This window comes from Natronorubrum tibetense GA33, assembly GCF_000383975.1.
Taxonomy (GTDB): Archaea; Halobacteriota; Halobacteria; order Halobacteriales; family Natrialbaceae; genus Natronorubrum; species Natronorubrum tibetense.
Genome location: NZ_KB913017.1, coordinates 2,051,657 through 2,067,324, shown reverse-complemented (window position 1 = coordinate 2,067,324; position 15,668 = coordinate 2,051,657). Strand labels below are relative to the sequence as shown.

15 protein-coding genes are annotated in these 15,668 nt (G+C 66.3%); 8 read left to right on the top strand and 7 right to left on the bottom strand.

What is annotated here, in order from left to right:
* Window positions 1–48 precede the first annotated feature (48 nt).
* From NATTI_RS0110845 to NATTI_RS0110815, 7 genes are all read right to left on the bottom strand, one after another.
* Complete coding sequence (locus tag NATTI_RS0110845; protein ID WP_006089462.1) at window positions 49–477, bottom strand: DUF5807 family protein; 429 nt, start codon at window positions 475–477, stop codon at window positions 49–51.
* A 123-nt stretch (window positions 478–600) separates the two neighbouring features.
* Entirely contained in the window at window positions 601–1,038 is a 438-nt protein-coding gene (locus tag NATTI_RS0110840; RefSeq protein WP_006089461.1) for a DUF7112 family protein, read from the bottom strand.
* A 27-nt stretch (window positions 1,039–1,065) separates the two neighbouring features.
* Window positions 1,066–1,470 carry a 30S ribosomal protein S6e gene (locus tag NATTI_RS0110835; protein WP_006089460.1) on the bottom strand — a complete coding sequence of 135 codons (405 nt, stop codon included), beginning with the start codon at window positions 1,468–1,470 and terminating at the stop codon, window positions 1,066–1,068.
* Between the two features lie 887 nt (window positions 1,471–2,357).
* Window positions 2,358–2,828: an NUDIX hydrolase gene (locus tag NATTI_RS0110830; protein ID WP_006089459.1), complete on the bottom strand. Its 471-nt coding sequence runs from the start codon at window positions 2,826–2,828 to the stop codon at window positions 2,358–2,360.
* Between the two features lie 61 nt (window positions 2,829–2,889).
* A complete protein-coding gene (locus NATTI_RS0110825) occupies window positions 2,890–3,411 on the bottom strand; it encodes a GNAT family N-acetyltransferase (protein ID WP_006089458.1) in 522 nt (173 codons plus the stop codon).
* A 2-nt stretch (window positions 3,412–3,413) separates the two neighbouring features.
* Window positions 3,414–4,346, bottom strand: a complete 933-nt coding sequence (gene ddh / locus NATTI_RS0110820) for a D-2-hydroxyacid dehydrogenase (protein ID WP_006089457.1) — start codon at window positions 4,344–4,346, stop codon at window positions 3,414–3,416.
* Between the two features lie 525 nt (window positions 4,347–4,871).
* Entirely contained in the window at window positions 4,872–6,209 is a 1,338-nt protein-coding gene (locus NATTI_RS0110815; protein WP_006089456.1) for an NUDIX domain-containing protein, read from the bottom strand.
* Window positions 6,210–6,440: 231 nt separating this feature from the next.
* Here NATTI_RS0110815 and NATTI_RS0110810 point away from each other — a divergent pair, with 231 nt between their 5' ends.
* The 8 genes from NATTI_RS0110810 (at window position 6,441) to NATTI_RS0110775 (ending at window position 15,660) form a co-directional block, all read left to right on the top strand.
* Window positions 6,441–6,995, top strand: a complete 555-nt coding sequence (locus NATTI_RS0110810) for a metallophosphoesterase family protein (RefSeq protein WP_006089455.1) — start codon at window positions 6,441–6,443, stop codon at window positions 6,993–6,995.
* A 191-nt stretch (window positions 6,996–7,186) separates the two neighbouring features.
* A complete protein-coding gene (locus NATTI_RS0110805; RefSeq protein ID WP_019991812.1) occupies window positions 7,187–7,732 on the top strand; it encodes a ribbon-helix-helix protein, CopG family in 546 nt (181 codons plus the stop codon).
* 155 nt (window positions 7,733–7,887) lie between these two features.
* Window positions 7,888–9,132 carry an Nramp family divalent metal transporter gene (locus tag NATTI_RS0110800; protein WP_006089453.1) on the top strand — a complete coding sequence of 415 codons (1,245 nt, stop codon included), beginning with the start codon at window positions 7,888–7,890 and terminating at the stop codon, window positions 9,130–9,132.
* A gap of 28 nt (window positions 9,133–9,160) precedes the next feature.
* Window positions 9,161–11,296 carry a hydantoinase/oxoprolinase family protein gene (locus tag NATTI_RS0110795; RefSeq protein WP_019991811.1) on the top strand — a complete coding sequence of 712 codons (2,136 nt, stop codon included), beginning with the start codon at window positions 9,161–9,163 and terminating at the stop codon, window positions 11,294–11,296.
* Window positions 11,296–13,002 carry a hydantoinase B/oxoprolinase family protein gene (locus NATTI_RS0110790; RefSeq protein ID WP_006088637.1) on the top strand — a complete coding sequence of 569 codons (1,707 nt, stop codon included), beginning with the start codon at window positions 11,296–11,298 and terminating at the stop codon, window positions 13,000–13,002. The genes NATTI_RS0110795 and NATTI_RS0110790 overlap by 1 nt, the downstream gene beginning before the upstream one ends.
* Entirely contained in the window at window positions 12,999–13,739 is a 741-nt protein-coding gene (locus NATTI_RS0110785; protein ID WP_006088636.1) for a maleate cis-trans isomerase family protein, read from the top strand. Before NATTI_RS0110790 ends, NATTI_RS0110785 begins: the two co-directional genes overlap by 4 nt.
* Window positions 13,740–13,819: 80 nt before the next feature.
* On the top strand, window positions 13,820–14,590 hold the full coding sequence (locus NATTI_RS0110780; RefSeq protein WP_006088635.1) for a coenzyme F420-0:L-glutamate ligase: 771 nt from the start codon (window positions 13,820–13,822) through the stop codon (window positions 14,588–14,590).
* A complete protein-coding gene (locus NATTI_RS0110775) occupies window positions 14,590–15,660 on the top strand; it encodes a 5,10-methylenetetrahydromethanopterin reductase (protein WP_006088634.1) in 1,071 nt (356 codons plus the stop codon). The genes NATTI_RS0110780 and NATTI_RS0110775 overlap by 1 nt, the downstream gene beginning before the upstream one ends.
* The last annotated feature ends 8 nt before the right edge of the window (window positions 15,661–15,668 follow it).

Here is a 15,668-nt window from a genome sequence, read left to right as displayed (position 1 = left end):
AAGCGTGTTCCTTACGGTTGAAACAATGTGTTCGTTGATAGGTCGTGATCAGGCGTTGGTCGCGTTCCACCGATCCGAGTACGCCGTTCCGCACGTACACTTCGCGTAGGCGTGGACCACGTCGCCCTCGGCGTAGATTCCCCCGACATCCTCGTTTTGCTCCTCCGCGAAGGCGAAGACGAACTGGACCGCGTGCTCCTCGCCGTCGGTCGCCTCCGGACAGTCGCCGCTCGAGAGCTCGTCGTCGATCTCGCCCTCGAGATCCATTGCCGACTTCGCGAACTCCATCGCCTGCGTGCCGGTCGCCGCCTGAAATGCGCTCCGGCCGCGCTCGCCGTCGACGACGATCAAGACGCCGTCTTCGACTCGGTCGCCGAACTGCTCGAGGCGGTCGTCCGAGACGTACGAGTCGGCCAAAAACAGTGCGACGTCGTCGGGTCGCTCGCCGGCCAGGAACTCCTCGCGTGCGTTGGTCATAGTGGTGAGTCCTCGCTCGAGGTGGAAAAAGGACGCGTCATACGGGTGGAAGTGTAGAGGGATTCGATCTCCGACTCACGCTGGATCAGCGCCTGAACGTGACTTTTGTAGCCGACGGTACTGCTACTGCTCTTCGAGGTCCTTCGCGATGTCGCTCAGGCTGTCGCTCGGCGGTTCGTGGGCATCGTAGTAGAGCGTCTCGCCCGGCGCGCGAAGGCCGTAGAGGAACTCGGGTTCGATGACGTCCACGAGAACGGACCCGCCGGCCGCGACGCCGTGGTCGTCGGCCCAGTCGATCAATTGGTCCGGTGCACCGCTCGGGTCACGGGCCTGATCGGGCGTCTCGTAGATGGCTGGAATCGACAGATCGTCGCCCGTCAACGCCCGTTCGACCCGTCCGAACAGTTCGTCGCCGTCGAGGACGATCCGGACGACCTCGTCGGTCGGGAACGCGTCGCGTTCGTCGGCCGGTACCTCGAGACGGACGCCGGTTGCCGTCTCCGTACACGTCGACCGGACCGTCTGCACTGACGGATGGTCGCTCGAAATTCGGTCTGCCATGCTAGAACGAAGGGTCGTGTGGTCGTATTACTCGTCGTCCTCGGCGTCGCCGTCACCGAGCAGGTCGTCGATACCGGTGCTGCCGTGCTCGACGACTGCGGCGTTGATCTGTGCGACCGCGTCGGAGACCTCGCTTCCGCGGACCGTGATGCGGCGGCGCTCGCCGTCACGCGACGGCTTGTAGCCAGTCTGGCGTTCCTTCATCAGGACTTCCTGCAGGTCCCCGCCGGCGACGCCCGGGTTGAGCGGTCGGCCAGCGTTGTCCGAGCCACCGGTGATCTCGAGCGTGTAGCCGTCGAGACCGACGGCGCTGCCATCGACTTCCTCGCCGATCGACTTGCCGATGAACCGGTTTGCATCCTGTTCTTCCGCCTCGAGCTGGTAGGACGACCCGGAGTCGGGGTCGCCAACGACGACAGTGAAACTTGCCATGTGCGACGGAAGACGGCCGTCGCTCAAAAGAACATCGATACGACCTTTCGCGCTACGGTCCGTCCTACTGACGGCAGCGTCGCTGTCCGACAGCGCGTCATCCATCGACAAAATCCGCAACAAGGCGCTTTGCGCTCTGCGCTCTTTCGGAGTGGGCGATTCCGACGGAGTCGCTTGCAGTCGGGTGACAACGCCGCGCGAACGGTTCGTGGGGCCCTGCAGTCCCGTGAAACAAGGCGTATTGACATCCTCCTGCGCCTGAAGACGTCCCCAGAACGCTCCGCGTTCTGGTGTGCGAACGAGACGCGTCGCGTCTCGTTAACGCAGGAATCCCGAGCGGTGGGAGTTTCAGGTTCGCAACCATGACTCCGCCACTTTACGGGAGCCCACATCTAACCCAGCCATCGTGACGGTGGCTGACTGGCGGTGCCAAACCGCCGTTACTCCTATCCTCTGTGTCTTTGGCTCCCATCTGTTGTTTTTGCCAGCAGGGGGCCGCTGACACGTCGACGAACTCGGAGTTATCGTCGGGCTTGCTCGACCGACGGGCACAATGACGAACCCTTCGAGGATTCGTGTTCACCGCGTCAGCGTTTCGGATATTGCCTCGTTGGGTAGCGGGCAGGCCGCCTCCGAAGATCGTTCGGAATCCGCTCCGTTCCCACCTGACCTTACCAGCCTATGGGGACTCTTGTAACTTGAACGTTAGGATCGGAAACTCGACTATGCTCTTGACGGTGGAATGTGGCACTAAGTGACGGCGCGTATCCACGGCCTGAAGGCCGTGGTATTGCACCTGTTCAGCGTATAAGGAAGACGGCTCTCGAGTCGCTCGAGACGCTTACCAGCCAGCAGACTTTGCGGCGTCGACTGTAGTTCGAATCGGGTTACAACCCAGGGCCAGCGGCGCGAATCGCCTCCGTCCCGAGCGTGACGACGTCCTCCGGCAGGTCGCTCTCGAGTAGATCATTCCGCGTATACCACTCCCACGCGTCTGCAGCCACCTCCCCGTCTGCGGGTGAGATATCGCGACTCGAGACGTTCGCGTAGTAGATCAGATCGATGTGCTGGTGGCCGATCCGGCCGTCGTGGACGTTGATGTCGTAGAGCATCTGATGGCGCGGCGGGGGTAACGGCCGTCCGGCGGGGGCCTCGATCGGATCCGGCTCGTCGAGCAGCGTCGCCTCGAGTCCCGTCTCCTCGCGAACCTCCCGGATCCCGGCTTCGGCGGGCAGTTCGTCCCGATCCACGTGCCCGCCGGGCGGAATCGTCATCCCGAGTCGCTCGTGCTCGTGGAGGGCCGTCGCCCCGTCGTTGACGATGTAGACGGTCGCGGTGAAGTGGCGCGTCGTTTCCATATCGGCGAGAGATGCCGGCGTCCCTTCAGGGTATTCCATCCGCGGCGGAACTGAAACCGAATTACGGCGACTGCAGCACCGTTCGCATCCGCAGACACTCGAGTCCCACCCCCGGTTCCATCTCGAGGGAGACCGTCTCGACTCCCTCGTATCCCTGCCGCCTGTAGAAGTCGATCGCGTTCCGCGACGCCGTGAGCACGAGCGTCTCGAGGCCCGCGTCGCTCGCGGCCGACTCGAGTGCCGCGAGAATCGCGCGACCGACGCCCTCGCGGACGTGGGCGGGGTGGACGTAGACCGCGCCGATCTCGCCGGTCGAGTCGTCGCTCCCGTCGGGATCGTAGTCGAGCAGGCCGAAGCCGACGATTCTGTCGTCGTCCCCGTCCTCGGATTCGGCCACGACGACGTGATGGTCTGGGTCCTCGAGCGGGTAGCCCTCCGGCGGGACGTTCGAGAGCCACGCTCGGACCTGCTCGGCGTCGTACGCGGCGGGTCCGAGTTCGCGGATCGACGCCGCGTGGACATCGGTGATCGATTCCGCATCGGTCGACTCCGCCTCGCGAATCCTCACTCGAGCGGGAGCCATCCTCAGACCACGCGATTGTGGAACGCCTCGTCGCCAGACTCGAGTCGCCCGACGTTCTCGCGAACGATCTCGCCGACGTCTCGGAAATAGTCCCGCGTGTAGGCCGCACAGTGGGGCGTGACGATCACTTCGTCCAGCTCCCACAGCGGCGACGCTTCGGGGAGCGGTTCCGCCTCGAAAACGTCGAGCGCCGCGCCTTCGATCGAATCCGACTCGAGGGCGTCGATCAACGCCGGTTCGTCCACGACGGGGCCGCGCGCCACGTTGACGAAGTAGGCGTCCTCCCGCATGGCGTCGAACGCGTCGGCGTCGAACAGGTGGTGTGTCTCGTCGGTCAGCGGAACCGTGGCGATCACGAACTCGGCGTCGGCGACGGCCTCGAGCAGGTCGTCGTTCGCGTAGATCTCCTCGAATCCGGAGACCGGATCGCCCGACCGACGGACGCCGATGACGCGAACGCCGAGCGCGCCGAGCGTCTCCGCGACGCCGCGTCCCAGGGTCCCGGTGCCGACGACGCAGGCGGTGTTCCCGGGCAGCGTAAACGCTTCGTCCCACTCGGGGCGCTCCCACCGGCGCTCCTGCTGGTTGGCGACGTGGTCGTGGAGCCGTCGGGAGAACGCGAGCAGGTAGCCCGCGACCGTCTCGCCGACCGTGCGGTCGTGGATCCCCGTGCTGTTCGTGAGGACGACGCCTTCGGCCTCGAGGTCATCGAACGGGAACCGGTCGACGCCCGCCTGAATGGAGTGGATCCAGTCGAGTTCGAGGAACGCCTCGCGATACTCGAGGGTGACGACCGCGTCGCAGGCGGCGATTTCGTCGTCGCCGATCACGTCGACGGCGACCGGGAGGTCGGCGAGGTGGGTCGCGAGTTCCGACGGCGGAAACACCGCGTCGACCGAGTCGTGGATGCCGAGTCGCTCGAGTTCGAAGTGCATGGATGTGGGTACGGACGAACGCGGGTTGAACCTTTCCAGAGACGACTCGTCGTCGGAATCATTGCTGGAGTCTGCGTTGGACAGATGATGGTGTTCATTAGGTGGGCGTAGTGAGCGGGTTGTTTTGCTGATGATTTGATGCGGGCGAGCGTATCGTGCCGCTGGCGGCGATGAGTTCCACGTCCTCCCCAGCCGATTCGGTCGCTCGCAGGCTCGCTCCCTCATCCCTCGTGCGAATTCGAGCCGTGGTTCACTCGTCGCTCACCACGGCTCAGCGCACGCCACCGCACGTGGTTCGACCGGTCCGAAGTGATGTGTCTCTCACCTGTACTGACGATCGATCCACGAAGTCGGTCGACTATTGGAACCACTGAGAGGACGGTTCACAGACGGTGCCGTCGCTGGGAACTTCGAAAGGGCGGCTCAGGAAAAATCCTCGTCACAAGGGGCTCGGAGGGGGTAACATATCGTCACTGCCGCCGACTTCGAGTACACACTCGAGGGGTTTCCGTCTGTCGCTTCGGCCTACCGATCGCGCCAGTCCTCGAGCCCCCGCAACTCCTCGACGACGGCCTCCACCCCGCCAGCCTCGAGCGACCCCCGTTCGGTGACGATTTCGGAAACACACGCGGCGGGCGTCACGTCGAACGTCGGATTCACCACGTCGAGCGACGCGTCGCCGTCATAGACGGCGGATCGGGAGCCGGACTCGAGGTTCACCTCCTCGCGCGTCGAGAGTTTGTCCGTCGCGGCGACGACAGTCACTGGAATCCCCTCGTGGGCTGCCGCGAGCGCCAGCGCTCGCGTTCCGGTCTTGTTCACCACGGAGCCGTCCTGCAGCACCGTATCCGCACCGACGACGACCCGATCGATACCCTCCTGTGAGCAAACGTGCACGGCGGCCGCGTCGGTGTGAACGGTGACGGGACAGTCGATCGCGTCGTCTTCGACCAGTGCCTCCGCCACGTCGATTCCCTCCCGCGCCGGCCGGGATTCGGCGACGAATATCCGCACCGGATCGCCCCCGCGGAGGGCCTCGAGGACGGTTCCCGACCGCGAGAGCGTCGAGACGGTGCCGTCGATCAGTTCGCCCGCGGCCGCCGCGGCGTCGGTATCGGCGGCGGTCGCGCGCTCGATACCGGCGATCGCAGAGTCGAGGACGGCCGGCGCGCCGGGAACCGACTCCCCGTCGGATGCGGCGTCCACCGCCTCGCTCATCGCTCGATTGACCCGGTTTCGGAGGACCGCCATCGAGGGGCGAGCCTCGAGCAGCCGACCGGCGAGTTCGGCGAGTTCGTCCCACTCGCCGTCGGGATCCGTCCCAAACTCCTCTCGCTCCGCCACCAGCAACCCCGCACGGTCGCGTACCACCTCGAGCGCCCGGATAGACAGGGACGCCGCGCCGTGTTCGTCGTCGGCCGCGATCGATCGAACCGTGGGTGCGACGCGCTCGTAGGCCGTCCAGAGTTCGGGCACGGTCTCGCGATCGTCGTCCGGATCGATAGCAACCGTGGGTGACACCCACTCGAGGGCGTCGTGTTCCTCGCTCAGTTCGATCTCCCGGGAGTCGGCGTCGAACAGATACGGGTGGACGACCCACTCGCGCTCGAGGACCGGATCCGCGAACTCGACCGGGCGGCCCGAGCGAACGAGCGAGACGGATTCACCGGGCTCGAGACCGGTCTCCTCGCGGATCTCCGCGCGAACCTGTTCGTCGGGGTCGCCTTCAGCGAAGCCGGAGACGCCGCCCCATCGGCCCTGATAGGTGCCGACAGCGTCGCTGCGGCACAGGAGGAGGACGTCGCCCCGGTGTCTGAGAAAGGCAGTGACGACGTGCGTTCCATCGGAAGCGTCGGCGCACATACCCGTCCCGACGGGGGCCGGAGTGGTGTCGCTTTCGACAGCGACTCGCCCTCCCGGTTGGTCGCCCTCACGGTCGAACGCGTCTCTCGAGGAAGGGAGCGTCTCCCGTCACGACCTCGAGTACGTGAGACGGGCCACGGGGATCGTCCGCTGACGAACGGGTTTCCGCGTCGGTGACAAACGGTTTGGGGGAGACGAACAGTTTTCGAGACAGGCCGACAAACGGACGCTATGACCCGTATTGCGATTATTTCCGACACGCACGTCCCGACTCGAGAGTCGGACATTCCGGAATGGGTCGTCGCCGAGATCGAGCGGGCCGACCACACCATCCACGCCGGCGATTTCGAATCGATCGGGGCCTACGAGCGGATGGTCGACCTCACGAACGGCGAACTAACCGCCGTTCTTGGCAACGTGGATCCGGCGACGCTCGACGTGCCGCGGACGGCCACCCTCGAGGTCGACGGCGTGACGTTCGTCGTCACTCACGGCGACGGCTCGTCGGGCAGCTGGCGCGAACGAGTCGTCGGGACAGTCCGCGAGGAAGCGGGCGCGAACGTCGATACGATGCTCGTCGCCGTCGCCGGCCACACCCACCAGGTCGTCGATACGACCGTTACGCTCGACGACCCCCTCGGAGCCGACGACGAGGGCCAACCGGCCAGTCGCGTCCGGCTGCTGAACCCGGGGAGCGCCACCGGCGCTGCACCCACGACGTTCGAGACGATGTTCGTCGCGACCGTCGACGACGGAACCTTCTCGGTCGAGCATCGAACTGGATAGATCGCCCCATCTCAGAGAACGCGAGTGGGGGCCTCGGTCGCAGGCGGTGGACGAACCATAAACTGTCGGCGGCACGTTCACTGATGTCGCCCTCTCGACCGACGAGCGACGACCGACTCGAGGGACCGCGAACGTGACTTCCGACGGACACGTGCCGTGAACTATACCCGTCTTGCGTTCGACGAGGACACATGACACAGCGCGTCACGGTCTCGCTCGACGACGACTCGCAGGCGGCCCTCGAGACGCTCCTCGCCGAGACTGGAAACGGACAAAGCGAACTCGTCCGGCGTGCGCTCGCCTTCTACGCCGCGAACTTCGAGGCGGCGAGCGGCTCGCCGAGCGACAACTTAGAACAGTACTATCAGATGCTCACCTCGGGCGAACACGTCTTGCTGGACGTCGACTTCCTCCACGCCTTCCTCGAGCACTGTTACGCCGGCGGCGACCCCGATCCGGCGTTCGTCGATGCGGCGGATCGAGTCTCGGACTACCACGCCCGGGAGTACGCCCAGCGGTTCGAGAGTGTCGGCGAGGTTCTCGAGTGGCTCTCGTTCTGTGGCTTTCTGGATGTGCGAAGCGAGGAGAAGGATGTCTACCACATCGTCTTCCCCTCGGAAGCGATCCGCTGGTTCATGACGCGCTTTCTTGAGCGCAGCACGGTCGATCTACCGACGGAGATCGAGATCGAGCAGGGCGTCTCGAAGGTGATCGTGACCGAGCGCTCGAGTAGCTGATTCCACGCTCGGAGAACGAATTCGTCGACGGACGGCCGACGTTCATACGAGTTCATACGCCGAACATCACCCGTACGGGAATACTCGAGTCCGTGTGTTCGATTCTTAACAACCCTTTTGTGGTCTTCGGAGAGGGATGTGTGTGGACATACATCATGGGTGTTGTAGACAGACTCAAATCGATCGGACCGGGCGCGCTCGTTGCCGCGGCGTTCGTCGGTCCGGGTACCGTCACGACGGCGAGCGTCATTGGGGCAGAGTACGCGTACCTGCTCGTGTGGACGATCGCGTTCTCGATCCTGGCAACGATCGTCCTCCAGGAGATGAGCGCGCGACTGGGACTGATCTCGAAGGAGGGACTTGGCGAGGCGTTCCGCGGCGAGTTCTCGAACCCGATCGCAAAGGGGGTGACCATCGCGCTCGTCGTGAGCGCGATCGGGATCGGGACGGCGGCGTTCCAGACGGGGAACATCGTCGGCGGTGCGGCCGGCCTCGCGACGATCACCGGCATTAGCGAGAACATCTGGGGGCCGGTCATCGGACTGGTCGCCGCCGCCCTGCTGTGGTCGGGCAGCTACAAACTGATCGAGCGGGTCTTCATCGGCCTCGTCGTCGTCATGGGCCTCGCGTTCGTGCTCAACGCGATCATCGTTCAGCCCGATATCACCGCACTCGGCGGCGGTCTCGTGCCGACGGTTCCCGAAGGCTCGGCGTACCTGATCGCCGGCCTCGTCGGAACCACCGTCGTCGGCTACAACCTGTTCCTGCACGCGAGCACCGTCCAGGAGCGCTGGAACGGGTCCGACGACCTCGCGGAGTGTCGCACCGACACGATCGGAATGATCATCGTCGGCGGGCTCATCACGACCTCGATCGTCGTCACGGCCGCCGCGGTGTTCCCCGAAGGAACGCAGATCGCCGATGTCGGCGAGATGGCCGACCAACTCGAGCCCGTCTTCGGCGGCTACGCGCTGACGTTCTTCGCGATCGGGCTCTTCGCCGCCGGCTTTACGAGTGCGATGAGCGCGCCCCTCGCGGGAGCCTATGCGACCGCTGGTGCGCTCGGCTGGGAGCGCGACCTGAAATCGACGCGGTTCCGTGCGATCTGGATGACGATCCTCGCCGTCGGCATCGTCTTCTCGGCGCTGGACTACAACCCCGTCGAGGTCATCGTCTTCGCACAGGTCGCCAACGGGCTCCTGCTGCCGATCCTCGCCGTCTTCCTCATCTACGCGATGAACAACGACGACCTGCTCGGCGAACACACGAACACGACCCTCCAGAACGTCCTCGGCGGGCTCGTCACGATCGTCGTTGTCGGGATCGGGGTGCAAACGCTCTACGACGTCCTGATCGTCGGCGACGGCCTCGAGGTATTATTCGGCTTCCTGCCGTTCTAACGACTACTGACCATACCGCTCTCCACTAATGAACGAGACAGACGCACGAGACGAACGCATAGAGACGCCAGACGAACACACGGGGACGCCAGACAAACACGTAAACGCAAACCGAACTGAAAAACGGGCGACGCCCGAGAGGGACGACACCAGGATCGGGGTCGACGTCGGCGGCACCTTCACCGACGTCGCGCTGACCGTCGACGACCGCCTCGTCACCGCGAAGGTGCCGACGACCGATCCCCAACAGCTCGGCGTGCTCGAGGGCATCGAAAAGGCCTGCGAGCGGGCGAACATCGATCCCGGCGAAATCGACGCCTTCGCCCACGCGATGACCGTCTCGGTCAACGCGCTCCTCGAGCGCGGCGGCGCGAAAACCGCGCTCGTCACGACCGAGGGGTTCCGGGACGTCCTCGAGATCGGCCGCCAGAACCGGCCGGATCTGTACGATCTCGAGGCCGAGAAGCCGGATCCACTCGTCCCTCGCCAGCAACGGTTCGAGGTCGCAGAGCGGACGACGACCGAGGACGTCGAGCAACCGGTCGATCCCGACGAGATTCGTGACCTCGCGGCGACCCTACAGGAGTCGGACGTCGAAACTGTCGCCGTCTGTCTGTTACATTCCTACGCCGATTCGGAGAACGAACGGCTCGTCACCGAGATTCTGCGCGAGGAACTCGCAGTCCCGGTTTCAGCGTCCCACGAGGTGCTCGCGGAGTTCCGCGAGTTCGAACGGACGTCGACGACGACGGTCGACGCCTACGTTCGGCCGGCGATCGACCGCTACGTCGGTCGGCTGGTCGAGGAGAGCGAGGACGCCGGAATCCCGGCACCGCGGATCATGCAGGCAAACGGTGGCATCGCCGACCCGGAAACCGTTCGAGAGCACGCCGTGACGACGACGTTGTCCGGTCCCGCCGCGGGCGTCGTCGGTGCCGCTGCGACCGTCGACGACGCCGACGTCGAGGGCCTCGTCACCTTCGACATGGGCGGCACCTCGAGCGACGTGAGCCTCGTCCGGGACGGCCAGGCCGAGCGGACGACCGACGCCGAGATCGCAGGGCTCCCGATCCGAACGCCGATGGTCGACGTAAACACCGTCGGCGCGGGCGGCGGGTCGATCGCGTGGGTCGATTCTGGGGGCGCGCTCCGGGTCGGCCCGCGCTCGGCGGGTGCAGAGCCCGGTCCCGCCTGCTACGGCCGCGGCGGCACCGAGCCGACGGTTACCGACGCCAACGTCGTCCTCGGCTACATCGGCCCCGAGACCGCACTCGGCGGCGAGATGACGCTCGACGTCGACGCAGCGCAGGCGTCCCTCGAGCGACTCGCCAACGAGGCGGGCCTCGAGAACGCGCTCGAGGCCGCACGGGGCGTCTACCGGGTCGCGAATGCGACGATGACGCGGACGATCCGCGCGGTGACGGTCGAACGGGGTCACGATCCCCGCGAGTTCGCCGTCGTCGCCTTCGGCGGCGCGGGACCGATGCACGCCGCCGCGCTGGCCGAGTCGCTCGAGGTGGATCGCGTCGTCGTTCCGCGGCCGGGTGGCGTTCTCTCCGCGTTCGGTCTGCTCGCGGCCGACGAGAGCTACGATGCCGTTCGGACGGTCGGTGTCGGACTTGAAACAGCCGATGCAGCGGAACTCGAGTCCGTCTACGACGACCTCGTCGCGAACGTGCTCGCGGACGCGTCGGACCGTGACGCTGCACAGGTCGAACGCGCTGCGGACTGCCGTTACGCGGGTCAGAGCTTCGAGTTGACCGTTCCCGTCGACGAGTCGTTCGATGCGACTGCAGTCGCAGAGCGCTTCCACGCGGCCCACGAACAAGCCTACGGCTACGCGATGGACGAATCGCTCGAGGTCGTCAACCTCCGCGCGACGGCGACGGTTCCGGGAACGGAGCCGACCGTCCGCCACGAGGGAACGGGCGACGCCCGCCTCGGCTCCCGAGACGCACACTTCCCAAGCACCGGTGTCGAGCCTCGAGAGACGACCGTCTACGACCGGGATCGGCTCGCGTCGGGCGCGTCGATTTCGGGGCCGGCGATCCTCGAGCAGGCCGAAAGTACGACCGTCGTCCCGCCGAACTGGGGCGGCGAGATCCTCGAGGACGGCACGCTGGTGATGAGTCGAGCGGCGGATGAGACGGAGGTGAGCAAGTGATGACGAGAGACACGACCGACGATACCGGCACTCCCGACGAAAGCATCGATCCGGTGACCCTCGAGGTGCTGCGCAACCAACTCGAGAGCGTCGCCGAAGAGATGGGGCAGACGTTGATCCGCGGGGCCTACTCGCCGAACATCAAGGAACGCCGGGACTGCTCGACCGCGTTATTCGACGCCGAGGGGCGGATGATCGCCCAGGCCGAGCACATCCCGGTCCACCTCGGCGCGATGCCCGCGGCCGTCGACGCGGTGCTCGAGTACGATCCGAAACCAGGCGACGTCTTCGTGCTCAACGACCCATTCACGGGCGGGACGCACCTGCCCGACGTGACGATGGTGTCGCCTATAGCACCCCAGACGAGCGGGGACCACGACGCCGGAGCGGCCAGCGACGACCCCGAAATCGTCGGCTTCGCCGTCTCACGAGCCCACCACGCAGATGTCGGGGGTATGACCCCCGGCAGTATGCCCGCCGGGGCACGGGAGATCTATCAAGAGGGGCTTCGGCTCCCACCGACTCGACTGGTCGAGGGCGGCGAGCGCCGCGAGGACGTGCAGTCGCTGATCCTCGCGAACGTCCGCAATCCGACCGAGCGACGGGCCGATCTGCGTGCACAACTGGCGGCGAACGAACGCGCCGAAGAACGGCTGAGCGCGCTCTTCGACGAGCACGGACGGGAGACGGTGGTGTCGGGATTCGACGCCGTCATCGACTACTCGCGAGAGCGAATATCGGACGAAATCGCGGCGCTACCCGACGGCACCTACGAGGCGACCGACCTCCTCGAGGGCGACGGGATCACCGACGGAGACATCGAAATCCGCGTCTCGGTGACGGTCGACGGCGACGCGATCGATGTCGACTTCTCGGGAACCGCGGGACAGCTCGAGGGGAACCTCAACGCCCCCATCGCGGTCGCAAAGAGCGCGGTCTACTTCGTCGTACGCTGTATCACCGATCCCGAGATTCCGCCGAACCACGGCTGCTACGAGCCGGTGAAAGTCCACGCGCCCGAGGGATCGCTGTTGAATCCGAACCCACCTGCCGCCGTGGTCGGCGGCAACGTCGAGACCAGCCAGCGCGTGACGGACGTCGTCTTCACCGCGCTTGCGGGGGCCGCACCCGAGCGCGTGCCAGCCCAGGGCCAGGGGACGATGAACAACCTGACCATCGGCGCGCGCGACGGCTCGTTCACCTACTACGAAACCATCGGCGGCGGCTTCGGCGCTCGAGCGGGCCGTGACGGGATGGACGGTGTGCAGGTGGGGATGACGAACACGCTGAACACACCGATCGAATCCCTCGAGACCGAGTACCCGCTGCGGGTCGAGCGCTATGCGCTCCGTCCGGACAGTGGCGGCGAGGGGCGGTTCCGGGGTGGGCTGGGACTCGATCGAACCGTCACCGTCGAGGCGGACGCGACGGTGTCGCTGCTGACCGAACGGCGTCGCCACGCGCCGAAGGGGGTCGCCGGCGGGCAAAACGGTGCCACCGGGGAGAATCTGATCGACGGCGAGTCGGTGCCCGCGAAGACGACCGTCGACGTCGAAGCTGGGACGACAGTATCCGTTCGGACGCCGGGCGGCGGCGGACACGGCGAGCCGAGCGAGCGGGACGATAGCGCGCTCGAGGACGACCGCTCGGCCGGGAAGCGAACCGACTCGAGCGAGGAAACGGAGGGAGGAGTGGCCGATCGATGAGCACCGACATCGACATCGGCGATGTCCGCGGCCGACTCGGGCTGATCGTCCCCTCCTCGAACACCACGGCCGAACCCGAGGTTCGCCGGTGGCTCCCCGACGAGATCACCGTCCACAGCGCGCGGATGGCACTCGAGTCGGTGACCGTCGATGCGCTGGACGCGATGAGCGACGACGCAGCGCGGGCGGCCGAACTGCTGGGTCACGCCGACGTCGACGCAGTCGCCTACGCCTGCACCACCGGCAGCCTACTCCACGGACCCGGGTTCGACGCCGAACTCGAGGAACGACTTCGGAAGGCGGCCGACGCACCCGCCGTCGCGACGGCCCGCTCGGTGGTGCGCGCGCTCGAGGCGCTCGACGCCGAACGGATCGCAGTCGTCACGCCCTACACCGCCGATCTCGACGCGAAAGAGCGCGACTTTCTCGAGGCGTCGGGCTTCGACGTCGCCTCGATCGACGGCTGGGGACTCGAGTCGAACACGGCGATCGGTGCGCTGGACGCCGACGACGCGTTTCAGCAGGTTCTCGACGACGTCGATGGGGACGACGACCTCGACGCCGTCTTCGTCTCCTGTACGAACTACCGCTCGCTGGCCGCCGTCGAGGCGCTCGAGGCGAAGTTGGGGGTGCCGGTGATCACCAGCAACGGTGCGACGCTGTGGGACGTCTGTGGCGTCGCCGGGTTCGAGATCGATCTGGACGGGCCGGGGGCGCTGTTCGAACTCGAGCGGTAGGTCCGCGTGAATGGGCCCGGAACGGTGACTCCATTCTCCGGTGACGGTGCGCTTTTGACGCCGCCTTCCCACCTGTCAGTATGGAACTGGAGCCAGTGGCGGATCTGCCCGAGATCCGTCCCGGCGACGACATCGCCGAACTCGTCGCGGATCGGGCGGCTCTCGAGCCCGGCGACGTGCTCACCGTCGCGAGCACCATCGTCTCGAAGACGGAGGGCCGAGTGGCGAATCTCGAGGACTACCCGGTCAGCGGCCGAGCACAAGAGATCGCCGACCGGATCGCCGACGTGGCGGACGAGGAGAAGGACCCGCGCTTCGCACAGGCCGTCTTAGAGGAGAGCACGGAGCTACTGATCGACTGTCCGTTCCTGCTGACCGAGACGCGGTTCGGCCACATCTGCGTGAACGCGGGGATCGATCGCTCGAACGTGCCGGATCACGATATTCTGCTGCTGCCCAAGAAGCCAACTGAGAGCGCCGAACGGATTCGATCGGGGCTCACAGAGCGCGGGATCGAGGACGTCGCTGTCATCGTGACCGACACCTGCGGGCGGCCGTTCCGCCACGGCCAGCGCGGGGTTGCCCTCGGCTGGGCGGGGATGCCTGCGAGCCGGGACTGGCGGGGCGAACTCGACCGCGATGGCCACGAACTCGGCGTCACCGTCCAGTCCGTGGTCGACGAACTGTCCTCGGCCGCGAACCTCGTGACGGGCGAGGGAGCCGGCGGGACGCCCGCGGTCGTCGTCCGCGACTGGGACTTTGGCGACCACGAGGGCAGCGACGAACTGTTCAGAGCGGTCGAGGACGACCTCGTGCGGCAGGCGCTGCGGAACTGGAGGTTCGACGACTGATGACCAAAAATACCACACCGACCGACGGCGCGACTCGAGCCATCGAACTGACACCCGAACACCCCACGGAGCGCGTCGCCGAACTGGCGGCGTTGGCGGAGGACGAGGGGTTCGATATCGCCTTCGCGAGCAGTCACTACTTCAACCGCGATCCGTTCGTCGCGCTCTCGCGGATGGCAGACGCCACCGACGAACTTCGCCTCGGACCCGGCGTCGTCAACCCCTACGAGAGCCACCCCGTGAAACTCGCCGCCCAGACGGCGACGATCGACGAGGTGAGCGACGGACGAGCCGTCTTCGGCGTCGGAGCCGGAGACCGCTCCTCGCTCGCGAACCTCGGAATCGAGCGCGACAGCCCCCTCCGGCGCGTCCTCGAGACGTTCAAACTCGCGCAGGATCTCTGGGACGGCGAGACGGTGACCCACGAGGGGACGTTCACCGCGCGGGACGCGTCGCTCAACATCGAGCCGCCCTCGGAAGAGATCCCGACCTACGTCGGCGCACAGGGACCGCACATGCTTCGGATGAGCGCGAAACACGCCGAGGGCGTGCTGATCAACGCCGCACATCCCCGGGACCTCGAGTGGGCCGCGGGCGAAATCGAGCAGGGGCTGGAGGAGCGCGAGGCGCAGAGCGCCTCGGAACGAGCGAGCGAGGAGCGCAGCGACTCGCGAGACGGCGAATTCGAGTCGCTCGCGTTCGCTAGCGTGAGCGTCGCCGGCGACGAAACCGAGGCCCGCGAGGCGGCCCGGCCGCCCGTCGCGTTCATCGCCGGCGGGGCGGCCGAACCCGTCCTCGAGCGCCACGATATCGACCGCGAGGCTGCGAGTGCGGTCAGCGACGCCTTAGAGCAGGGGAATCTGCACGAGGCGTTCGGTCACGTCACACCGGCGATGATCGACGCCTTCTGTATCGCGGGGACGACCGAGACCATCGCCGACCGGTTCGAAGCCGCGCTCGAGTACGTCGACGGTATCGTCGTCGGCTCCCCGCTCGGGCCGGATCTCGAGGACGCCGTCCGACGAGCGAGCGAGGCGCTCGACAGCGTCGAAAACCGACGGTCCGAGTGAGAATCCGG